This window comes from Mesorhizobium sp. LNJC391B00 (genome assembly GCF_000502535.1).
GTDB lineage: Bacteria > Pseudomonadota > Alphaproteobacteria > Rhizobiales > Rhizobiaceae > Mesorhizobium.
The window spans coordinates 230449-253987 of record NZ_AYWI01000004.1; the positions used below are offsets into that span (position 1 = coordinate 230449).

A 23539-nucleotide genomic window follows, 5' to 3' on the forward strand; every position below is an offset into this window, starting at 1 on the left:
CCCCCGTCGATCGGGGGAGAGGAAGGGCGCCAAGTCCTACTCGCCTTACCGCTCTTCTCGTCGAAACGGCTTCAGCAGCGCCGACGGCGCAACCGCGTTGCGTGACATCACGGCCATCGCGACGATGGTGAAAATGAAGGGCAGCATCAAGAACGCCTCATAGGGAATATGCCCGAGGCCGCTCGCCTGCATGCGCAATTGTAGCGCATCGACGAAGGCGAACAGCAGCGCCGCGCCCGCAGAGCGCCACGGGTCCCAGCGGCCGAACACGACCAGCGCGATCGCCACCCAGCCACGGCCCGACACGACACCAAAGGTGAAGGCGTTGAACTGTGCCATGGTGAGGAAGGCGCCCGCAAGCCCCATCAGCGCACCGCCGAGGATGACCGCCTGGAAGCGCGTGGCGATGACGCTGACCCCAGCGGAATCAGCGGCGCGCGGGTTCTCGCCGACCATCCGCACCGACAGCCCCCAAGGCGTGCGGTAGAGCACGAAAGCAGCGACCGGGATGGCAATGATTGCCAAGTAGACCAGCGCAAACTGGTTGAAAACCGCTGACCCCAGAACCGGAATATCCGACAGCAGCGGGATCGGCAGCGTCTGAAAACCCTTGATGCTGGGCGGCACCGATTGCTGGCCGAAGGTCAGACGGTAGAGGAAATAGGCAAGGCCCGACGAGAACAGGGTGACGCCGATGCCGCAGACATGCTGGCTGAGGCCGAGCGCCACCGTGAACAGCGCATGCAGCGCGCTCATCGCCATGCCGGTCAACACCGCGGCCAGCACCCCGAGCCACAGGCTGCCGCTGAGGCTGGCGGCGGTAAAGCCGGTCATCGCGCAGAGCAGCATGATGCCTTCGATACCGAGATTGAGCACGCCGGCCCGCTCGGAGAACATCTCGCCCAGCGTGGCAAATGCCAGCGGCGTGGCGATGCGGATAATGGCGGCGAGGAAGCCGACCTGAAAAATCTGTTCGAACACCGCGCTCATAAGGCGGCACCGACGCGGCGGATGCGATAGGCCGTGAACAGCAGCGCCACCAGCATGGCGAGCAGCGCCGTGCCCTGGATGACATCGCTGAGGAACGCCGGCACGCCGGTGGCGCGCGACATCGCTTCGGCGCCGGTCATCACGGCGGCCAGGAAGATCGCCGCCGGTACGACGCCGAGCGGATTGAGCCTGGCCAGCATGGCAACGACGATGCCGGAATAGCCATAGCCCGGCGAAATGTCGCTCATCACCTGGAAATGCACGCCGCCGACCTCGCCGACGCCGGCAAGCCCGGCCAGCGCGCCCGACAGCAGCGCCGTCGAGATCAGCACCCGCTCGACATGTATGCCGCCATAGCGGGCGGCTTCCGGGCTTTCGCCGGTGACCCTGATCCGGAAGCCGAGCGTGGTGCGCACGATCAGGAACCAGATCAACGGGGCCGCGATCAACGCGGCGATGACACCCAGATGCAGCCTTGTGCCTTCGAGCAGCACCGGGAAATTCGCCGAATCCTCGATCGGCGGCGAGATCGGATAGCCGCTGAACGAGTCCTTCCACGGCCCCTCGATCAGCGCCATCAGCGCATAGTAGATGACCGAGTTGAGCAGCAGCGAGCTGACGACGTCATCCACCTTGAATTTGACCCTGAGCGTCGCGGGCACCAGCGCTACCGCGGCACCGGCAGCAGCGCCCGCCAGCGCCATCGACAGGATCGCCAGCGCGCCCGGCATTGGGATGGCGCCGACGAAGCAGCTGGCCACGGCGCCGGCCAGCAATTGGCCCTCGGCGCCGATGTTCCAGAATTTGGCCCGGAAGGCGACGGCCACAGCCAGCCCGGTGAAGATCATCGGGGCGGCGCGCACCAGCGTTTCGGTGATGGCATAGCTGTCGCCGAACGAGGCCGACAGCATCACGCCATAGGCCTCAAGCACGCCGGCGCCTGCCAGCGCGATGAGGCCGCTGCACAGGACCAGCGCTGCGCCGATGGCCAGCAGCGGCAAAGCGAGATTGAACCAGGCGGGGGTGGAACTGCGGGCTTCGAGGCGGAACATCAGCTATGCCCCTCCGCCGCCCAGACGGTCGCGCCGCCCTTCATCCGCCTGCCGGCACCTTCTCCCCGAATAGACACGGGGAGAAGGGATCCGGGCCCTATGCAACTCCCCTCTTGCAGCTGTGGTGATTGGCGAAACCATGGGTGAGAGCCCCTCTCCCCGTCTCTATACGGGGAGAGGATGCCGGCAGGCAGGTGAGGGGCAGCGCTGACGCTTAAAGTCAGCCAAAAGCGGGCAGTATTATTTGAGGTTTCTGCGAGGAACCGAGTGAGAAAGTCCATCTAGGCTCTGCCCTCCGCCCCGGTCATCAGCAGCCCAAGCCGCGCGATGGTCGCATCGGCGCTGTCCAGCGTGCCGGCGATGCGGCCCTCATACATCACCGCGATGCGGTCGCAGAGCACCAGCAGCTCTTCGAGATCCTCGCCGATGACGATGATCCCGCAGCCCTTGGCACGCATGTCGAGGAATTTTTCGTGGATGAAGCGGGCGGCACCGATGTCGAGGCCGCGCGTCGGCTGCGAGACGATCAGCACCTTCGGGTCGAAAGCCAGTTCGCGCGCCAGCAGCGCCTTCTGCAGATTGCCGCCCGACAGCGCGCCGGCGCGGGTCATCGGCCCGGGGCACCTGATGTCATAGGCCTTGATCTGTTCTTCGGCGAAGGCGCGGATCGCATCTGGCTTGAGCAGGCCCCGGCTGCTGAAAGCCGCAGTACCAATGCGCGGCAACACCATGGAATCGGCGAGCGGCAGATTGGTGACCAGCCCGGTCGTCATACGGTCTTCCGGGATGCGGCCAAGGCCGAGCGCCTGCACCTCGCGCGGGGAGAACCGCGTCACAGGTTTGCCGGCTATCGTCATCACGCCGGCGTCGGGCGCGCGCGTGCCGGAAATCACCTCGGCCAGTGCCCGCTGGCCATTGCCGGAGACCCCGGCAATGCCGAGGATTTCGCCCGCGCGAACGGCAAGCGATACATCGCGCAGCGGCGTCCCCGAATGCCGTGAGGTGGAAATACCGTCGAGCGTCAGCACCGCCGCGCCTGGGGTCGAAGGTCCTCTTGCCGGCGGCACGATCTCATGGCCGCACATCAGCTGCGCCATTTCTGCCGATGTCGTGTTCGCCGGATCGTCGACACGGCCGGCGACGCGGCCGTGCCGCAACACGGTGCAGCGATGGGTGAGCGCCCGCACCTCGTTCAATTTATGCGAGATGAAGATGATGCCGAGCCCCTGCGCCGCCATCGAGCGCAGCGCCGAAAACAGCCCGTCGACCTCGCTCGGCGCCAACACCGCCGTCGGCTCGTCGAGGATCAACAGCCTGGCGCCGCGAAACAGCGCCTTGACGATTTCGAGCCGCTGCTGCTCGCCGACCGACAGCGCGGAGACAGGCAGGTTGGGGTCCAGCGTCAGCCCATACTGACGGCTGATGTCGGACAACCGGGCAAGTCCGCCGGCGCGGTCGATGCGGCCGGATTTGCCGGGAATGCCAATCAGAAGGTTTTCCAGGACCGTCAGCCTTGGCGCCAAATGAAAATGCTGGTGCACCATGCCGATGCCGGCGGCCAGCGCATCGGCCGAACTGGTGATCCGCACGGTCTTGCCCTGGATAAGAATTTCGCCGGCATCCGGCGCATAGGCGCCGAACAGCACATTCATCAGCGTCGTCTTGCCGGCGCCGTTTTCGCCCAGCAGGCCGAGGATCTCACCTGGGGCGACGCTTAGATCGACAGCCTCATTCGCCTTGACGGCGCCGAAGCTCTTGGTGATGCCGCGCATTTCGATGAGAGGGGCGGACAAAGGTGCTCCTGCGGAGATACCCCTCCCCCTCGAGGGGAGGGTGCCGAGCGAAGCGAGGCGGGTGGGGTCACCTCAACTGCCTCAACCCATGACTTAGCAGGATGGAGCACTTCGCGGAGGACCCCACCCGGCCCTGCGGGCCACCCTCCCCTCAAGGGGGAGGGTACGCCGAGCTAATCCGAAACCGGCGTGTTCTCATCCACATCCACCCGGAAATTGCCTTCCAGGATCTCGGCCTTCTTCTTCTCGACCAGATCCTTCACATCCGCCGGCAGCGTCTTGTCGAATTTATGGTAGGGCGCCAGGAACGACCCGCCCTTGGCCATGCGCGAGAAATCGCCATAATCCTGCGCGGTGAAGACACCGGCCTTGACCAGCTTGATCGCCTGCTCGACCGTCGGATACATGTCCCAGACCGGCCCGGTTATGACCGTGTCGGGGCCGAGGCTCGACTGGTCGGACATGTTGGAGATGGCGAGGATCTTCTTGTCCACCGCCGCCTCGATGACGCCGAAGCGCTCGGCATAGATGACATCGACGCCGGCATCGATCTGGGCGACCGCCGCTTCCTTGGCCTTGGGCGGATCGAAGAACGAGCCAATGAAGGCGACCTTCTTCTTGATGTTGGGATTGACCTCCTTGGCGCCGGCAAAGAAGGCGTTGACCAGCCGGTTCACTTCCGGAATGCCCATGGCCGCCACCGCGCCGATCGTGCCCGACTTCGACATCTTGCCGGCGATCATGCCGGACAGATAGGCCGGCTCGTGGATCCAGTTGTCGAAGACGCCGAAATTGGGCTCGGCCGGGCCGGCGCCCGAGCCGAACAGCCATGCCGTCTTCGGGAACTGCTTTGCCGTGCGGCGCGATTCACGCTCGGCGGCGAAGGCGTCGCCCAGCACCAGCTGGTACCCGCCTTGCGCATATTCGCGCATGACGCGGCTGAAATCGGCGGTCTGCACCTTTTCCGACCATTTGTATTCGATGCCGAGTTCCTTCTCGGCCTTCTGCAGGGCGACGTGGATCTGGTTGTCCCACGGCTCCTCGATCGGCGTGGCGAAGATCGCCGCCACCTTCAGCTTCTTGTCCTTGGCGAGGGCTGCACCCGGCAGCATGGCTGCGGCCAGGCCAAGTGCGCCGAGTTCCAGCACGTCGCGCCGCGACAGGCCGGTCGATTGCGATTTGTTTTTCCGGTTTTCCATCTAGTGCCCCTCTGTTTGACAGCCGTGTCGAGCCGGCTGTTCCGAAATCAGACGCGGAACTATGGAACGGGTGCGGACTTTTGTCCACATGGTCAAATTTGGCGGCGTCGCTGGCAGGAGCCGGCGCTAGCGTACCGCCTTCTCGCCACCGGCTACGGTGATGACGCCGACAATGATCAGCCCGGTCAGCAACAGCCGAACGCCGGCACTGACGCCGAACGTGTTGAGCATGGTCAGAAGCAGCACCAGGAACAGCGCCGCGCCCCAGACACCGGGAACATTGGCCTTGCCGCCGGCGACCGAGGTGCCGCCGATGACGACGACGGCGATCGAGGCCAGCAGGTACTCGTTGCCGATATCGACATTGGCGCCGCGGAAATAGCCGGCGAGCAGCGCCCCGTCCATGCCGCCGAGCGCGCCCGACAGCGTGTAAGTGAGGAAGCGGGTGCGGCCGACATTGACGCCGGCAAGCCACGCGGCGCGGATGTTCTGGCCGATCGCCAGCACCGAGCGGCCATAGATCATGCGCTGCAAGGCGATGGCCGCACCGATGGTGAACAATACGGTAAGGATCGCCAGCACTGGAATGCCCAGGATTTGCCAGTTGGCAAAATCGGCAAAGCCGGGCGGCGGCTTGATCTGCAGGCCACGCCCATAGCTGATGTCGATCGACTGGATGATGAAGCTGGCCGACAGAGTGGCGATGATCGGCGGGATCCTCAGCGCCCAGATCAGGAGATAGTTGACGGCACCGATGGCAGCGCCGCAGGCGAGCGCGGCGAGCAGCCCGACCACGATCATGGAATCGCTGCCGCCCATGACCTTCATGGCGACGGCACTGGCGAGCCCGATATTGGCCGGCAGCGACAGGTCGACATTGCCTGGCCCGAGCGTGATGACGAACATTTGGCCGACTCCGACGATGACGGTGAACACCGCCAGCGACAGTGCCGCCGTGACCATGCCACCGCCGCCATAGCCGCCGGTGAAAGCGATGGTCGCCAGCCAGACGAACATCGCGCCGATGAACGACCAGATCCAGGGTTTGGCGGCCAGCGGTTTCACAAATGTCATCGCTATCTCTCCCTGCGACTGATCAGGACGCGGGCTGCCAGCACGATGATCAGGATGGCGCCGTTGGCGGCGACCTGCCAATCCGGCGGAATGTGCATGAAGGTGAGCAGAGGCGATGCCGCCAGCGCCAGTGTCAGCGCGCCGAGCACGGCGCCAATCGGCGATACCCGGCCGCCGACGAACTCGCCACCGCCGAGGATGACGCCGGCGATCGCCAGCAGCGTGTAGCCATTGCCGATATTAGCGTCGGCCGAGGTGGTGATGCCGATCAGCGCCATGCCGGACAGAACGCCGAATAGGCCGGTCAGCGCAAACAGCACGATCTTGGTTCGAAGCAGCGACCAGCCAGCGCGCCTGAGCGCCGCCGGATTGCCGCCGGATCCCCGCAGGATGACGCCATAGGAGGTGCGCATCAGCCCAAAATGCACCACCGCTGCGATCGCCAGCGCGGCGATGATAGGGAACGGAATGAAGGGCGGCTTGAAGGCCATCAGCGACAAGAGCCAGTCCGGCGCCTTGCCACCGGGCTTGGGCAGCACCAGAATGGCAAGCCCCTGCCAGACGAAGCTCATGCCCAGCGTCACCACGATCGACGGCAGATTGCGCAGATGGATCAGTGCGCCGAGCAGCGCATAAACGCCTATGGAGCCGAGCAGGATGATCACGCCGAGCAGCGGCGCGTCCTTCAGCCAGGTCGCGGTGACGCAGCCGACAAAGCCGACAAAGGTGCCGATCGACAGATCGAGCTCATTGCCGGCGATGACGAACATCTGGGCGATCGTCGCCAGCGCGATCGGAATAGCGAGGTTCAACATCAGGCTGAAGCCGAAATAGCTGATGGCGCGTGGGTTGAGCCAGGCGATGGCGATAACCACCAGCGCCAGCGACAGCGCCGGCAACAGGCTGCGCAGCAGGCGCGCGCGGGCCGCGCTGCTGCGCGGCGAGGACGTAGGGCCGGGAGCGACTGCCGTCATCTCAGGCCGCGTCGCCGAATGAGGACTGGATGATCTTTTCCTCGGTCAGCTCGTCGCGCGTGAGATTGGCGACGATGCGGCCGTTCTTGAAGACATGGATGTGGTCGCAATTGTCGAGCTCTTCGGTCTCGGTGGTGTACCAGAGGAAGGTCCGGCCCTTGGCCGCCTCCTCGCGCACGAGATCGTAGACCTCGAGCTTGGTGCCGATGTCCACGCCGCGCATCGGATCGTCCATCAGCACGATCTGCGCATCGGAACCCAGTGCGCGGGCAAACAGCGCCTTCTGCTGGTTGCCGCCGGACAGCGAGAAGATGTTGTTGGTCATGTCAGGCGTGCGGATGCCGATCTTCTGCTTCCAGAACTCGGCAAGCTCGGCCTCGCGCTGCGGCGAGATCAGCAACCCTTTGCGCAGCCGCGCCAGCGAGCGGATGCCGATGTTTTCGGCAATAGACCATTGCGGGAAAATGCCGTCCGATTGGCGGTCTCCGGCCACCAGCGCCACCGGGGCGGTCACCTCGATATCAAGCCTTCTACGCGTCGCGGCGGCAAAGATCGCCAGCAACAGGTCGGTCTGGCCATGGCCGGCAAGCCCGGCAAGCCCGATGATCTCGCCGGCGCGAGCGACAAGCTCCTTGCCGTCCTGCTGCCGCTCGGGCCGCGCCCGCACCCTGAGCGGGCCCGCCGCCGGCCTGGCGGCGATCTCCGCCGCGATCTTCTCGCGCGCTTCCGCGCCGCCCATGGTGGCCACCAGCCGGTCGCGGTCGAACGCTTTTGCAACGTCCGTGGCGACCACCTTGCCGTCGCGCATGACCACGATGCGGTCGGCATTCTGCAGCACCTCGCCCAGCACATGCGAGATCAGGATGCAGCTGCCCCCGGTGGCTACGAAACGGCGCACGAAGGCAAGCAGCTGGCCCGCAGTATGCGCGTCCAGCGAAGAGGTCGGCTCGTCGAGAATGACCAAGTCGAGCGGATCGCGCGTCACCGTGAAGGCGCGCGCCACCTCGACCATCTGCCGCCGGCCGATGGAGAGATCGCCGGCAATGTCGTCTGCCGAGATGCCGTGATCCGGAAAGATTTCGTCCAGCTTGGCGGCAATGAGAGCAGCCGCCTTGCGTCGCCAGCCGAAGCCGGTGAGCGCCGGATGGTTGATGCGCGTATTCTCCGCGATACTGAGGTTAGGGCAGAGCGACAGTTCCTGGAACACGCAGCGTATGCCGAGTTTCAGCGCGCGCGCCACCGAGTAGTCGGTTTCGGCATTGCCACGCACCGCGATCTCACCGCCATCGGGCTGCAGCGTACCGGCCACCATATGCATCAGCGTCGATTTGCCGGCTCCGTTGTGGCCGACCAGCCCGACGCATTCGCCTGATACAACATGGAAGTCGACGCCGTTAAGCGCCCGAACGGCGCCGAAATGTTTTTCGGCGCCGTTAAGCCTGATGATGTCCAAATGGGCGGCGCCGAAATGTTTTTCGGCGCCGCCCAGTCTGATGATGTCCGTATTGGCCTCAGGCATGCTCAACGATATCCGGTCGGTCATGCCGCTGGCAATGAATGCAATGCATCACTTGATATTGGCTTTGATCGCCGCGATTGCGTCTTCCTGGCTGTATTCGTGGGTGGCGACGCCGCCCTCCTTGATTTTCGGCAGCTCGGTCTCGAAATTGTCCTGGGTAAAGGCGAGATACGGCACCAAAAGGTCATGCGGAATGTCGGTGCGGCCGTCGAGCACCTGCTGCGCCACCCAGAAGGCCAGCGACGACACGCCGGGCGCGATCGAGGCCGACCAGGTCTGGTAGCCATCCTTGTCCTTCTGCTCCTTCCACCATTTCAGCTCGTCCTGGCGGTTGCCCATGATGATGGTCGGACGCGGCTTGCCTGCGGCGGCAAAGGCTTGTGCCGCGCCATAACCGTCACCGCCCTGGTCGACGATGCCGACGATGTCGGGCAACGAAGGCAGGATCGTCGCGACCGCCTTCTGCGCCGTCGTCTGGTCCCAGTCGCCGGTCACCGAACCGACGATCTTGAACTCGGGATGGGCGGCGACGCCTTCCAAGATACCGGCATGGATGGCATCGTCGATCGAGGTGCCGGCAAGGCCGCGGATTTCCAGCAAATTGCCGCCCTTGGGCTGGAACTTGGCCATCTGCTCGACTTCCTGCTTGCCCATGTCCTTGAAGTCGACGACGACGCGGTAGGCGCAAGGTTCGGTGACGGTCCCGTCGAAGGAGACGACGACGATGCCGGCATCGCAGGCCTGCTTGATGGCGCCGTTCAGCGCATCCGGCGATGCGGCATTGATGACGATGGCGTCATAACCCTGCAGGATCAGGTTCTGCACCTGGGCAGCCTGGGTCGGCACTTCCTTGTCGGCGGTGGTGAAGATGTCGGCGGCGCCGACGATCTTATCCTCCACCGCCTTCTTGGTGACGATGCCGTAGCTGTCGAGCATCGCCTGGCGCCACGAATTGCCGGCGTAATTGTTGGAGAAGGCGATCTTCTTGCCGCTGGTGTCGGCAAGCGCCGTGCCCGAGGCGAGCATCGCCGCCAGAGCGCTCAGGACGAGCAGTGTCTTCATGTCATAATCCTCCCATAGATTGTCGGCCCCGCCGACTGTTGCAGATGGTTTTGGCGTTGTCTGCCTGTTTTTTATCTATTGTCAGACAAATTCAGATACGCCCGCTTGTCAACTGCGATCGATCACGCTTGGACGATCAACTTCAGGTGCGGCGGTTGAAAAGCCTTCGCGTGCTGGTCTAGGGAAGGGTCCAGGAGACCATGCATGGCAGCGATGCCGCCGACCCTTCCCCCCAGTGCACCCAAAAGAATGGGCGCCCCCGGAATTCCGGCGCGCTGGACGTCAAGCGCCAAGAGCGGCGTAGGTGCCGCGCTTTCGCCGGCGAGCCGCGTCTGGTTCACGCTCAGCCATGGCATCGTAAACGAGGTCTATTATCCCGGCCTCGACAGCGCCTGCACGCGCGACATGGGACTGCTGGTCACCGGTCCCGGCGGCTGGTTCTCCGAGGAGAAGCGTGACGCCACGCATGCCATCGAGCCGTTCGAGGACGGCGTGCCCGCCTACCGGCTGATCAACGCGACGGCGCGTTACCAGATCGAAAAGCGCATCCTGGCGGATCCGGCGCGCCCGGCCTTGCTGCAGGAAACCAGCTTCACGGCACTCGAGGGCGTGGCCACGGACTACCGCGTCTACGCCCTGCTGGCGCCGCATCTGGTCAGTGCCGGCATGGGCAACACCGCCTGGACCGACGAGCACAAGGGGAGGCCGATGCTGTTCGCGTCCGGGCGCGGCACCTGCCTGGCGCTTGCATCCTCGCTGCCCTGGGGTGATTGCTCGGCCGGCTATGCAGGCTTTTCCGACGGCTGGCAGCAACTCAGCCGCGCCGGCCGGCTCGATCCGGCCTGCCAAAGGGCGGAGGACGGCAATGTCGCGCTGACCGGCGAGATCGGCTTTTCCTTACGCAACAGCAAAGCCTTGCTTGCGCTTGGGTTTGGGGCAACGCCGGATGAAGCGGCCGAAAACGCCGCCGCCAGCCTGAAACGCGGTTTTGAGCCGGCGGCAAAGGCCTATGTCGCGAAATGGCGGAAATGGCAGGCAGGCCTGACGGCGCTCGACCACCATGATGCATCCGGCCTCAACACCTACCGCGTCAGCACAGCGGTGCTGGCGACACACCTGTCGCTGGCGAGGCCCGGTGCGGCCGTCGCCAGCCTGTCGATCCCCTGGGGGTTCAGCAAGGGCGACGACGACCTTGGCGGCTATCATCTGGTCTGGCCGCGCGACCTTGTGGAAACCGCGGGCGGCTTCCTCGCCGCCGGCGATCCGGCGCAGGCGCTTGAGATCCTCGCCTATCTCCGTTCCATCCAGCAGCCGGACGGCCACTGGCCACAAAATGTGTGGCTCGACGGCTCGCTCTATTGGCCGGGCATCCAGATGGACGAATGCGCCTTCCCGCTGCTGCTTGCCGATGCGCTGCACCGCGCCGGCCACCTGCCGCGCGCCAAGCTCGCCGCCTTCATGCCGATGATCGAGAAGGCCGCGTCCTATGTCGTGCGCAATGGTCCCGTCACCGGGCAGGACCGCTGGGAAGAGGATGCCGGCTACAGCCCATTCACGCTCGCCGTCGAAATATCGGCACTGCTTGGCGCCGCCGATCTGTTCGACGTTGACGGCAAACCGGAACCGGCTAACTATTTGCGCGAGGTCGCGGATTGCTGGAACGACCAGATCGAGCGCTGGACCTATGTCAACGGCACACCGCAGTGCCACGAGGCTGGCGTCGACGGCTACTACATCCGCATCGCGCCGGCCGACGGTTCAGGCGCCGCATCGCCGAAAGACGGCTTCGTACCGATCAAGAACCGTCCGCCGGGCGATACCGACAAGCCGGCCGAAGCGATTGTCAGCCCGGACGCGCTGGCGCTGGTCCGCTTCGGCCTCAGGGCCGCGGACGATCCGCGCATCGTCGGCACGGTCAAGATCATAGACGCGCAACTGCGCTGCGACCTGCCGCAAGGGCCTCTCTGGTATCGCTACACCAGCGACGGTTATGGCGAACACGCCGACGGCGCGCCCTTCGACGGCAACGGCCAGGGCCGGCCCTGGCCGTTGCTGGCCGGCGAACGCGCCCACTACGAGCTGGCCGCCGGTAACAAGGACAAGGCGGCAAGCCTGCTCAGGACATTCGAGGCTTCGGCTGGCGTGGGCGGTCTGCTGCCGGAACAGGTCTGGGACCGCGCCGACATACCGGAGCGCGAATTGTGGCTGGGCAGGCCGTCGGGCAGCGCCATGCCGCTGGTCTGGGCGCATTCGGAACACATCAAGCTGTTGCGCTCGCTCCGCGACGGCGCCGTCTTCGACATGCCGCCGCAAGGCGTCAAGCGCTATGTCAGGGACAAGACCGGCTCGCCGCTGAGGATATGGCGCTTCAACAACAGGCTGCGCACCATGGAAGCCGGCAAGACGCTGCGGGTTGAACTGCTGCAGCCGGCACTGATCCGCTGGAGCGGCGACCAGTGGCAGACCAGCCATGAAATCAACACTTCCGTGAATGTCTTTTGCGTCCATCTGGCGGATCTGCCGGTGGCCGATATTCCGCGAGGTAATACGATCGTCTTCACTTTTTTCTGGCCCGACGGCGACCGTTGGGAGAATGTCGACTTCACCGTCGGCATTGAGAACTAACTCGCCAGCAATTTTCTTTCCTCAAGCGACTAGGACAAGACCATGCAGATCGGAATGATGGGACTAGGCAGGATGGGCGCCAACATGGTGCGCCGCCTGATGCGCGACGGCCATGAATGCGTCGTCTACGACATCAACCCGGCAAGCGTTGCCGGCCTGGTTGCCGATGGCGCCATCGGCGCCGCATCGATGGAGGAGTTCGTCGGCAAGCTTTCCAAGCCGCGCAGCGCCTGGCTGATGCTGCCAGCGGCGATCACCGGCAAGATCGCCGACCAGGTGGCGGCGCTGATGGAACCCGGCGACATCATCATCGACGGCGGCAATTCCTATTATCACGACGCGGTCGACCAGGCGGCCGAACTCGCGGCCAAGGGCCTGCACTATGTCGATGTCGGCACCAGCGGCGGCGTTTGGGGCCTGGAGCGCGGCTACTGCCTGATGATCGGCGGCCCCGATACGGCGGTCAAACACCTCGATCCGATCTTCGCCACGCTGGCGCCCGGCGCCGATGCCGGCGCCACGCCCGACAAGGCGGGCGGGACCGCACCCTTTGGCTACCTGCATTGCGGACCGAGCGGCGCCGGCCATTTCGTCAAGATGATCCACAACGGCATCGAATATGGCGTCATGGCCGCCTACGCCGAAGGCATGAACATCCTGAAATCGGCCAATGCCGGCAAAAGACAGCGCACTGCCGACGCCGAGACCAGCCCTTTGGAAAACCCGCAATACTATCAGTTCGACATCGACCTGCCGCAGGTGGCCGAGGTCTGGCGCCATGGCAGTGTGATCGGCTCCTGGCTGCTCGACCTCACCGCCGGCGCTCTGAAGAGCGACCCGGCATTGGCCCAGTTCGGCGGCCGCGTCTCCGATTCCGGTGAAGGCCGCTGGACGCTGAAGGCGGCGATCGACACCGGCGTGCCGGCGCCGGTTCTGTCCTCGGCTTTGTTCGACCGCTTCTCCTCGCAGGGCGAATCCGAATTCGCCGACAAGCTGCTGTCGGCCATGCGCTATGCCTTTGGCGGCCATGTCGAAAAGCCGAAGGCCGGCAAGTGAAGGCCGCAGGGGAGACTCGCAAGATGAGCCCGGAACGGTCCGACACGCTGGTGCTCTTCGGAGCAACCGGCGACCTTGCCCACAAGAAGATATTTCCGGCCCTCTACCAGATGGTAGCCAAGGGGACGCTGACCGAGCCGGTGATCGGCGTCGCCTTCGATGCCTGGGACATCAACCAATTGCAGGCGCGGGCCCGCGACGGCATCGTCAACGCTCTCGGCAAGATCGACGAAAAGATCTTCGCCAAATTCGCCAATCTGCTGCGCTATGTCAGCGGCGACTACCGCGACGGCGCGACCTTCGAGAAGCTGAAGACGGCGCTCGGCTCGGCGCAGCGGCCGCTTCACTATATGGCGGTGCCGCCGACCATGTTCGAGACCGTCGTCCAGGGGCTGGAGCAATCCGGTACCGCGCATGGCGCGCGGCTGATGGTGGAAAAGCCGTTCGGCCACGATCTCCAATCGGCGCGCTGGCTGAACCGCGTGCTGCATCTGGTGTTCGAAGAGCAGTCGATCTTCCGCATCGACCACTATCTCGGCAAGGAGGCGATCCAGAACCTGCTCTATTTCCGCTTTGCCAATTCCTTTCTCGAGCCGATCTGGAACCGCAACTTCGTCGAAAGCGTACAGATCACCATGGCCGAGGACTTCGGCGTCGAAGGCCGTGGCAAATTCTATGACGATGTCGGCGCTATCCGCGACGTGATCGAGAACCATCTGCTCAACATCCTTTTACTGCTCGCCATGGAACCGCCGGTCGGCCGCTCGGCCGACGATCTGATCGACGAGAAGGTGCAGGTGTTGCGCGCCATCCGCACGCTGACCAAGGACGACGTCGTGCGCGGCCAGTTCACCGGCTACCTCGCTGAACCCGGCGTGAAGCCGAACTCGCCGGTCGAAACCTTTGCCGCGGTGCGCTTCATGGTCGACACCTGGCGCTGGCAGGACGTGCCCTTCTTCATCCGCACCGGCAAGAACATGCCGGTGCATGTGACCGAAGTGATCGTGCGGCTGAAGCGGCCGCCGCTCGACGTCTTCGACCCGATCAAGCCCAGCGACGCCAATTACGTGCGCTTCCGCATCGACCCGCAGGTGGCGATCTCGATCGGCGCGCAGCGCAAGGCGCCCGGCGACGACATGGTCGGCGAGCAGGTCGAGCTCACCGCGCTCGACGATTCGAAGGGCGACATGCCGCCCTATGAGCGGCTGATCGGCGATGCCATGAACGGCAATGGCCAATTGTTCACCCGCCAGGATGCCAGCGAGCTTGCTTGGCGCATTGTCGGCCCGGTGCTCGGCGACACCACGCCGCCGCATATGTATGAGCCGAAGACCTGGGGGCCGGCCGACGCCATGGCCAGCTTCGGGCCGCCCAACGGCTGGATCAATCCGACTTGAGCAATTCCAGGAAAGTGCGAGCGGTTTTTCCGTCCGGAATTGCGTAAAAACAAAGAGTTGGAGCATTCCCCCGTTTCCCTGAAACGGGGAACGCGCCAAGTGAGCGGAGGAAACGACATGGCCAAGGCAGCCAGGCCCGCGAAGGCCAAGGCGGAACCGATCGTGCTGACGATCGATGTCGGCGGCTCGCACGTAAAAATCCTCACCAGCGCAGGCGGCGAGATGCGCCGGGCCGATTCCGGACCGGATCTGACGCCGCAGCAGATGGTCGCCACGGTGAAGACGCTGGCCGAAGGGCTGGCCTATGACGTGATCTCGATGGGCTATCCCGGCCCGGTCGAGCACAACAGGCCTTCGCTCGATCCCGCCAATCTCGGCAAGGGCTGGGACGGCTACGATTTTGCCGCCGCCTTCGGCAAGCCGGTCAAGGTCGTCAACGACGCGCTGCTGCAGGCGATCGGCAGCTACGATGGCGGGCGCATGCTGTTCCTCGGCCTCGGCACCGGCCTGGGCGCGGCGATGATCCTCAACAATGTCGGCCAGCCGATGGAACTGGCGCATCTGCCGTACCGCAAGGGCGGCAGTTTCGAAGATTATGTCGGCGAGCGCGGCCTGGAGAAATACGGCAAGAAGAAATGGCGCAAATACGTTTTCGACGTCGTCGGGCGGCTGCGTGCGGCGCTGCAGCCGGATTATGTCGTCATCGGCGGCGGCAATGTCGACAGACTGGATGAATTGCCCGCCACATCCAGGCGCGGCGACAATACGCGCGCTTTCGAGGGCGGTTTTCGACTATGGCGCGACAAGGCGCTCATCGTCTGATAGTATTAAAATTCAGTATAGTTGTTCAAAATGACGTGTGGCGCGATACGAAGTCATTGCGTTACGCAGATTTGGCGATTAGATCGGTGGCACCGGATGGAATCATCTGGCGCAACCGCACATATGCGGCAAGACAAATGACTAGGGCGGATTTCCGGCTCCGCTGGGACCACTCTGGGAGTTTCCGCCACCCCCCTAGCGACGGAGAGATAAATTGGCCGACGACAGCAACGACTCTGACAAGGACATCGACCTGCTCGAGCTTACCGCCCATATCGTGTCCGCTTACGTCGAGAAGAACCGCTTGCCCGTTGCCGGCCTGAGCGATCTCATCGCCAGCGTTGCGGCGTCGATCGGCGGGCTCAGCCAGCCGCCGGCCCCAGTGGCGGCGCCGCAGATCCCGGCCGTCAATCCCAAGCGGTCGGTGACGCCGGACTACATCATCTGCCTCGAGGACGGCAAAAAATTCAAATCGCTGAAGCGCCATCTCGGCGTCCATTTCAACCTGACGCCGGAAGCCTATCGTACCAAATGGGGCCTGCCGGCCGACTATCCGATGGTTGCCCCCAACTACGCGGCGTCGCGCTCCGAGCTGGCCAAGTCGATCGGCCTCGGCCGCAAGGCCGCAGTGGCGCCGCCAGCCAAAGCCAAGGGTCGGAAGGCCAAAGTCCCGGCCTGAGTGGGCTCAGCGCCTCGGCGCTGAGCCAATCGTTTGGACGACTGGAACAGAAGCCTGCCAGCGAATGAGCCTTGGCAGGCTTCGTGCTTTTATGGCTTGTACCTCTGAGTGTCAGGACTTTGGGGGAGCAGCCATGAACTACGCCAGAATGGTGATCGAGAAAGAGGCGCCGGAGGAATACGGCTACGATCGCATTCGGTTCAATCTCTCCGAAAGCTCGATCGCCGATCAGAAACTTTCCGACGTCGGCCTGTCGCTGCCGGATCTCACGCTGTTCTACGGCGAGCATCGCGGCGACAAGGAGTTGCGGGCGCTGATCGCGGCGCAGGATTCCGGCATTTCGCCTGACGATGTTCTGGTGACCGCCGGTGCGGCGGGCGCGCTCTTCATCATTTCGACCTCGCTTCTGTCGGAGCGCGACCACCTTGTCGTCGTCCGGCCGAACTACGCCACCAACATCGAGACCCCCAAGGCGATCGGCTGCGCCATCTCCTATGTCGATCTCGATTTCGACGCAGGCTTTGCCATCGATTTCGGCCGCGTCGCCGCCAGCATGCAACCGAACACCAAGCTGATCAGCGTCACCTGCCCGCACAACCCGACCGGCACGATGATGGGCCGGGCCGATCTCGACGCGCTGATTGCGCTGGCCGAAGCGAGCGGCTGCCATCTGCTGGTCGACGAGACCTATCGCGACCTCTCCTATGGACAGCGCCTGCCGGCGGCGGCTTCTCTCAGCCCCAAGGCGATCAGCGTCTCGTCGCTGTCGAAAGCCTTCGGCATTCCCGGCATCCGCATTGGCTGGCTGATCACCAGCGATGCCGAACTGCAGGAGCGCTTCCTCGCCGCCAAGGAGCAGATCGGCATTTGCGGCAGCGTCATCGACGAAGGCATTGCGCGCGGCATGCTGGGGCGCCGCGACGCTTTCTTGGGCGCGCTGCTGCCCGAGATGGCGAAACGCCGCGACATCGTGCAAGACTGGATCGACCGCGAGCCGCTGGTCGACTGGGTGCGGCCACAAGGCGGCGTCGTCGGATTTCCAAGGCTCAATGTCAGTCCAGACTTCGACCTCGACCGTTTCTACGTCAATCTCTTGGAAAACCACGGCACCTATGTCGGTCCCGGCCACTGGTTCGATATGCCCAAGCGCTTCTTCCGCGTCGGTTTCGGCTGGCCGAAAGAGGCGGAATTACAGGGCGGCCTCGACGCCATCACCGCCGCGCTGAGGCAGTAACGTCCGCGTCCAATCGGGCGAGCGGCTGGAAAACCGCTTGATCCAGGCCCGATTTTCACGCATACGCGCCCCGAACTTTGATAAGTTTCATTGGCCGGAACAGCGCCCATTTCCGGGAAGTGCCCCGCCGGCCAATGCAAGCAACGGGGCCTGTATCCATGACATCCCATTCCCATACACCGCCTGACCGGCGTTACGCCGCCTTCCGCCATCGCTCCTTCCTGAGCTATTGGGCGGCGCGTTTCCTGACCACCTTCGCCACCATGATCGTGTCCGTCGCCGTCGGCTGGCAGATCTATGATCTGACGCGCGATCCCTTCGATCTCGGCATTGTCGGCATCGTCCAGTTCCTGCCGTCGCTGCTGCTGGTGCTGGTCACCGGCGTTGTCGCCGACCGTTTCGGCCGCCGCCTGATCATGGCGCTGGCGACGGTAGTCGAGGCAGGTTGTGCGCTTGTCCTGTTGTACTTCACGCTGCGCGGTCTCGTCAGCCCGCTGCCGATCTTCATCGTGCTGGCTATGTTCGGCCTGGCGCGCGCTTTTTATGGGCCGGCCTCGTCGTCGCTGTTCGCCAACCTTGTTCCGCCGGAAGATTTCGGCAATGCGATCGCCTGGAACTCGTCCGCCTGGCAAACGGCGACCATTGTCGGCCCGGTCGCCGGCGGCCTGCTCTATGGCGTCTCGGCCGAAGCCGCTTACGCCGTTGCCTCCGTGCTGATGCTGGTGGCCGGTCTGCTGATCTTCACCATTCCGAAACCGGCCCAGCAGAGCGCCACCGACAAGCCGACGATGGAGACGCTGTTTGCCGGCTTCCGTTATATCTGGAGCGAGAAGATTGTGCTCGGCGCCATCTCGCTCGACCTCTTTGCCGTGCTTTTGTCCGGCGCCTCGGCGCTGCTGCCGGTCTATGCCCGCGATATTCTGGAGCTCGGCCCGTGGGGCCTCGGCCTGCTGCGCTCGGCGCCCGGCATCGGCGCCATCTGTGTCGCGGTCTGGCTTGCCGGGCATCCCCTGCGCGACAGTGCCGGCAAGATCATGCTCGGCTTCGTCGCCGGGTTCGGCGCCTTCACCGTGCTGTTCGGCGTCTCGACCATCACCTGGCTGTCGATCCTGGCCCTTGCCGGCCTCGGCGCCACTGACATGTTCAGCGTCTATATCAGGGAGACGCTGATCCAGCTGTGGACACCCGACGAGGTGCGCGGCCGCGTCAACGCCGTCAACCAGGTCTTCGTCGGCGCCTCCAACGAAGTCGGCGAGTTCCGCGCCGGCACCATGGCGGCGCTGATCGGCACCGTGCCGGCGGTGGTGATCGGCGGCGTCGGTGCGATTGCCGTCGCCGGATTGTGGGCGGTGCTGTTTCCGCAACTGCGAGGGGTGCGGCATCTCGACAGCCGCAACTGATCGAGTAAGCCGCTGGATCCGGTCCAAATCAGCTTGCGCCGATGACGGCTGAGATGGGTCGGAAGCGGATGGGCCGGTTCTGGGCGAACTAGCCAGATGGCGGGGCAGCCACAGGGTGGACATTTCAACCCATATGGAAAATGATCATGTTGCCATGCACAATACTGCAGTGCTCTGGTCTCGACGAGAAACCTTAAATATAGAAGAGAACCACCCGACCTCCGGGTCCAGCTAGCGGGGACGCAAATGGACACTTCAGGGAATCGGCAATCGCATCGCGACGCAAGCGGGCGACCCAGCCGATCGGTCGGCTGGCTGGCCCGCGCCGCCGTCCCCGTGGCATTCCTGCTCGGTATGGCTTTCAGCAGCAACGCGTTTGCGCAGGACCAGCAGCTGCCCGTGGTGACGGCGGCCAAGCCGGTGGTGCGTGAAATCGTCGAAGACGACGAGTTCGTCGGGCGCTTCGAAGCCGTCGACGAGGTCGCCATCCGTTCGCGCGTCAGCGGCTATCTGGACAAGATCAGCTTCCAGGACGGCGCACTGGTCAACAAGGGCGACCTGCTCTTCACCATCGACCAGCGTCCGTACCAGGCGGCCTACGATGCCGCCAAATCGCAAGTAGACGTCGCCAAGTCCCTGCTCGAATTCTCCAAGATGCAGCTGGATCGCGCCGATGAACTCGCCAAGACCGGCAATATCTCGGCCGCTACGGTCGACGACCGCCGGCGGGAATACCTTTCGGCGCAGGCGCAGATGCAGGGCGCGACGGCGGCGCTGACGACGGCCAACCTGAACCTGGAGTTCACCGAGATCAAGGCGCCCTTGTCCGGCCGCATCGACCGCCGGCTGGTGTCGGTCGGCAACCTCGTGCAGCCGGATTCCACCTTGCTGACGACCATCGTAACGCGCGATCCGATCGACTTCTATTTCGACGTCGATGAGCGCCTGTATTTCAGCTACGCCCGCGACGCGAAGGAGCGCGGCGGCAGCATGCAGGAAGGCGCCGGCGGGCTCGAGGTGGTGGTTCGCGTCGCCGACCGCGCGGAGGCGGTATTCAAGGGCAAGCTCGATTTTGCCGAGAACCGGATCGACAACGCGACCGGCACCATGCGGGTGCGTGCAAGGTTTGCCAACGCCGACGGCGTTCTCCAGCCAGGCATGTTCGGGCGCATCAACGTGCCGGGGTCGCTGCCGCATAGCGGCGTCCTGGTGCCCGACGAGGCGGTCGGCGCCGATCAGGATCGCCGCATCGTGTACCTGGTGGATGAGGCCGGGATGGTGTCGGCGAAGCCCGTGCGCACCGGCCCGCTTCTCGACGGCTACCGGGTGATCCGCGCGGGCCTGACCGGCGACGAGACGATCATCGTCAACGGGCTGATGCACGCCAGGCCCGGCACCAAGGTGAAAGTCGAGATGGTGACGTTGCCGCCCAAGGTCGAGACCGCCGGGTTGCAGCAATGAGGTTCGCCCATTTCTTCGTCGACCGTCCGATCTTCGCATCGGTGGTTTCGATCGTCCTGCTGATCCTCGGCGGGATTGCCTATACCCAGCTGCCGATCGCGCAATATCCCGAGATCGCGCCGCCGACCATCGTCGTTCGCGCCCAGTACCCGGGCGCCGACGCCGAGACAGTGGCAGCGACGGTGGCAACGCCGATCGAGCAGGAGATCAACGGCGTCGAGGGCATGCTTTACATGTCGTCCTATTCGTCGGGCGACGGGGCGATGGCGCTGACCATCACCTTCAAGCTAGGCACCGATCTCGACCAGGCGCAGGTGCTGGTACAGAACCGCGTGTCGGTCGCCGAGCCGCGCCTGCCCGAAGAAGTCCGCCGCCTCGGCATCACCACCATCAAGAGCTCGCCCGACCTGATGATGGTCGTGCACATGCTGTCGCCCGACAATACCTACGACCAGCTCTACGTCTCGAACTACGCCCGCTCGCGGGTGCGCGACATACTGCTCAGGTTGGACGGCGTCGGCGACCTCATCATCTTTGGCGAACGCGAATATTCGCTGCGCATCTGGCTCGATCCGGAAAAACTGTCCGCCCTGGGGATGACCTCGGGCGATGTGGTGCAGGCGCTGCGCGACCAGAACGTCCAGGTGTCAGGCGGCTCCATCGGCGCGCCGCCGACCAATACCGGCACGGCGTTCCAGTACACGGTCACCACGCAAGGCCGCTTCAACGACGCACGGGACTTCCGATACGTGATCGTCAAATCGGCCGAAGACGGCCGCCTGATCCAGCTGCAGGACGTGGCGCGCATCGAGCTCGGCGCCAAGGATTACGTCACCAACTCCTATCTCAACGGCAAACCGGCGGTGGCGCTCGCCATCTTCCAGCGGCCAGGCACCAATGCGCTCGCCGCAGCCGCGGAGATCCAGGACAAGATGAAGGAGCTTTCCCAGGACTTCCCGAAGGGATTGAGCTACGACATCGTCTACAATCCGACCGAGTTCGTCGCCGAGTCGATCCAGGAGGTCTACAAGACGATCCTCGAGGCGATGGTTCTGGTCATCATCGTCATCATCGTCTTCCTGCAATCGTGGCGCATGGCGATCGTGCCGATCGTGGCGATCCCCGTGTCGCTGATCGGCACGCTGGCGGTGCTTTACGCCGCCGGCTTCTCCCTCAACATGCTGACGCTGTTCGGCCTCGTGCTGGCCATCGGCATCGTCGTCGACGATGCGATCGTCGTGGTCGAGAACGTCGAGCGAAATATCGCCAGCGGGCTGGCGCCCAATCCGGCGTCGCATCTGACCATGGACGAAGTCGGAACGGCGGTCATCGCGATCTCGCTGGTGCTGATAGCCGTGTTCGTGCCGACAGCCTTCATTCCCGGCATTTCCGGGCAGTTCTACCTGCAGTTTGCGATCACCATCGCGGTGTCGACGGCGATCTCGGCATTCAATTCGCTGACGCTCTCGCCGGCCTTGGCCGCGCTGCTGTTCAAGCCGCACCACACTGCTGCGGCGCCGCCGCGCTTTTTCCTGGCGCGGTTCGGACGGGCGCTCGCCGACGGCTTCAATCGCGGCTTCGACAAGGTCGCCCATTGGTATTCGAGCATCGTGCGCGTGTTGGTCGGCTCGCGGATAGCGATCGCCGCCACGCTGGCCGTTTTCGCGGCCCTCATCTACGCCACGGTCTATATGGTTCAGACGGTGCCGCGCGGTTTCATTCCGTCGCTCGACCAGGGCTATGCGATCGTCGTCGTCCAGTTGCCGGACGGCGCCTCGCTATCGCGGACCGATGCCGTCATCCAGCAGGCGTCGCAGATCATCCAGAAAACGCCGGGCGTCGACTACGCGGTCGCCTTCGCCGGCTTCTCCGGCGCCACCTTTACCAATGCCAGCAACGCGGGCGTGATCTTCGCCAGGTTCAAGCCGTTTGACGAGCGACTGGAAGCCGGCCAGTCCGCGACCCAGGTCATCGGCAATTTGTTCGGCAGCCTGCAAAGCATCAAGGAAGCCTTCATTATCGCACTGCCGCCGCCGCCGATCCGCGGCGTCGGCAATGCCGGCGGCTTCAAGCTGCAGATCCAGGAGCGCAACAGCGCCGACATGCGGCAGATCCTGGCGCTTGCCTATGAAATTGCCGGCAAGGCCAACAAGACGGCGGGGCTGACCGGCGTGTTCACCACCTTCTCCGCGTCCAGCCCGCAATTCTTCCTGGCGATCGATCGCGACAAGGCGCGCATCCTGAACGTGCCGATCCCCAACATCTTCGAGACGCTGTCGATCAATCTGGGCACCGCCTACGTCAACGACTTCAACGCTTTCGGGCGCGTCTACCAGGTGCGCGCGCAGGCCGACCAGGCGTTCCGCCTCGATCGCGCCGACATCTTGAAACTGAAGGTGCGCTCGGCGACCGGCGCGCTGGTTCCGCTGGGCACGTTGATCGAGATCCGCGACGTCACCGGCCCGGCGCTGGTCCAGCGCTACAACATGTACGTCTCCGTGCCGCTGCAGGGCAACGCCGCGCCCGGCGTTTCCACCGGCGATGCGCTTGCCAAGATGGAAGCGATCACGGCACAGACGTTGCCGGCCGGTACCTCCTACGAATGGACCGAACTCGCCTATCAGGAGCGCAACACCGGCAATGCCGCTGTCTATATCTTCGGACTGTCGGTGCTGTTCGTGTTCCTGGCGCTGGCGGCGCAATATGAAAGCTGGGTGCTGCCGTTCGCCATCGTGCTGGTGGTGCCGCTCGGCGTGCTCGCAGCGTTGCTCGGCGTGTCGTTCCGAGGGCTGGACAACAACATCCTCGTGCAGATCGGCCTCATCGTGCTGATCGGGCTTGCCGCCAAGAACGCGATCCTGATCGTCGAGTTCGCGCGGCAGGCCCAGGAACGCGGCCTGTCGGCAGCCGAGGCTGCCGTCGAAGCCTGCCGGCTCAGGCTGCGGCCGATCCTGATGACCGCCTTCTCGTTCATCCTCGGCGTCGTGCCGCTGATGATCGCGACGGGCCCGGGCGCGGAAATGCGCCAGTCGCTCGGCACCGCGGTGTTCTCCGGCATGCTGGGCGTCACTTTCGTCGGCCTGTTCCTGACGCCGGTGTTCTACGTCACGCTCAGGTCGCTGTTCTCACGGCGCAAGCCGCATGCCGAGGCCGAGTCTTCGGCACCGGCAGAGGTGCCGTCCGAGACGGCCGCCGAGTAGTG

General features: G+C 64.4%; 17 protein-coding genes. 9 read left to right on the forward strand and 8 right to left on the reverse strand.

Going from position 1 to position 23539, the window contains the following annotated elements; translation table 11 throughout:
- Positions 1-45: 45 nt before the first annotated feature.
- From X750_RS152720 to X750_RS152685, 8 genes are all read right to left on the reverse strand, one after another.
- Positions 46-990, reverse strand: coding sequence for an ABC transporter permease (locus tag X750_RS152720; protein WP_023747355.1), 945 nt, complete (start codon positions 988-990; stop codon positions 46-48).
- Entirely contained in the window at positions 987-2042 is a 1056-nt protein-coding gene (locus X750_RS152715) for an ABC transporter permease (RefSeq protein WP_023683937.1), read from the reverse strand. The genes X750_RS152720 and X750_RS152715 overlap by 4 nt, the downstream gene beginning before the upstream one ends.
- A gap of 281 nt (positions 2043-2323) precedes the next feature.
- Positions 2324-3835 carry an ABC transporter ATP-binding protein gene (locus X750_RS152710; RefSeq protein WP_023747356.1) on the reverse strand — a complete coding sequence of 504 codons (1512 nt, stop codon included), beginning with the start codon at positions 3833-3835 and terminating at the stop codon, positions 2324-2326.
- 173 nt (positions 3836-4008) lie between these two features.
- Positions 4009-5034, reverse strand: coding sequence for a BMP family protein (locus X750_RS152705; protein ID WP_023694458.1), 1026 nt, complete (start codon positions 5032-5034; stop codon positions 4009-4011).
- A 126-nt stretch (positions 5035-5160) separates the two neighbouring features.
- Positions 5161-6108 carry an ABC transporter permease gene (locus X750_RS152700; protein WP_023736807.1) on the reverse strand — a complete coding sequence of 316 codons (948 nt, stop codon included), beginning with the start codon at positions 6106-6108 and terminating at the stop codon, positions 5161-5163.
- Positions 6109-6110: 2 nt separating this feature from the next.
- Positions 6111-7082 (reverse strand): ABC transporter permease, encoded by a 972-nt coding sequence (locus X750_RS152695; protein WP_023694460.1) that lies wholly within the window; start codon positions 7080-7082, stop codon positions 6111-6113.
- A gap of 1 nt (position 7083) precedes the next feature.
- The gene (locus tag X750_RS152690) at positions 7084-8601 is read right to left on the reverse strand and encodes a sugar ABC transporter ATP-binding protein (RefSeq protein WP_023732918.1); all 1518 of its coding nucleotides are present in this window, start codon (positions 8599-8601) and stop codon (positions 7084-7086) included.
- 48 nt (positions 8602-8649) lie between these two features.
- On the reverse strand, positions 8650-9663 hold the full coding sequence (locus X750_RS152685; RefSeq protein ID WP_023670464.1) for an ABC transporter substrate-binding protein: 1014 nt from the start codon (positions 9661-9663) through the stop codon (positions 8650-8652).
- 213 nt (positions 9664-9876) lie between these two features.
- Between X750_RS152685 and X750_RS152680 the strand changes: the two genes are divergently transcribed.
- From X750_RS152680 to X750_RS152640, 9 genes are all read left to right on the forward strand, one after another.
- The gene (locus X750_RS152680) at positions 9877-12288 is read left to right on the forward strand and encodes a glucan 1,4-alpha-glucosidase (protein ID WP_023747357.1); all 2412 of its coding nucleotides are present in this window, start codon (positions 9877-9879) and stop codon (positions 12286-12288) included.
- Between the two features lie 42 nt (positions 12289-12330).
- Positions 12331-13344 (forward strand): phosphogluconate dehydrogenase (NAD(+)-dependent, decarboxylating), encoded by a 1014-nt coding sequence (gene gnd / locus X750_RS152675; RefSeq protein WP_023694463.1) that lies wholly within the window; start codon positions 12331-12333, stop codon positions 13342-13344.
- Between the two features lie 23 nt (positions 13345-13367).
- Positions 13368-14741: a glucose-6-phosphate dehydrogenase gene (zwf, locus tag X750_RS152670; RefSeq protein ID WP_023747358.1), complete on the forward strand. Its 1374-nt coding sequence runs from the start codon at positions 13368-13370 to the stop codon at positions 14739-14741.
- Positions 14742-14858: 117 nt separating this feature from the next.
- Entirely contained in the window at positions 14859-15563 is a 705-nt protein-coding gene (locus X750_RS152665; protein ID WP_023747359.1) for an ROK family protein, read from the forward strand.
- 214 nt (positions 15564-15777) lie between these two features.
- On the forward strand, positions 15778-16242 hold the full coding sequence (locus X750_RS152660) for a MucR family transcriptional regulator (protein ID WP_023730212.1): 465 nt from the start codon (positions 15778-15780) through the stop codon (positions 16240-16242).
- A 133-nt stretch (positions 16243-16375) separates the two neighbouring features.
- Positions 16376-17476 carry a pyridoxal phosphate-dependent aminotransferase gene (locus X750_RS152655; protein WP_023687742.1) on the forward strand — a complete coding sequence of 367 codons (1101 nt, stop codon included), beginning with the start codon at positions 16376-16378 and terminating at the stop codon, positions 17474-17476.
- A gap of 158 nt (positions 17477-17634) precedes the next feature.
- Entirely contained in the window at positions 17635-18876 is a 1242-nt protein-coding gene (locus X750_RS152650) for an MFS transporter (protein ID WP_023683924.1), read from the forward strand.
- Between the two features lie 354 nt (positions 18877-19230).
- Positions 19231-20337 (forward strand): efflux RND transporter periplasmic adaptor subunit, encoded by a 1107-nt coding sequence (locus X750_RS152645; protein ID WP_023687741.1) that lies wholly within the window; start codon positions 19231-19233, stop codon positions 20335-20337.
- Positions 20334-23537 (forward strand): multidrug efflux RND transporter permease subunit, encoded by a 3204-nt coding sequence (locus X750_RS152640; protein ID WP_023745388.1) that lies wholly within the window; start codon positions 20334-20336, stop codon positions 23535-23537. The genes X750_RS152645 and X750_RS152640 overlap by 4 nt, the downstream gene beginning before the upstream one ends.
- Positions 23538-23539: the final 2 nt, after the last annotated feature.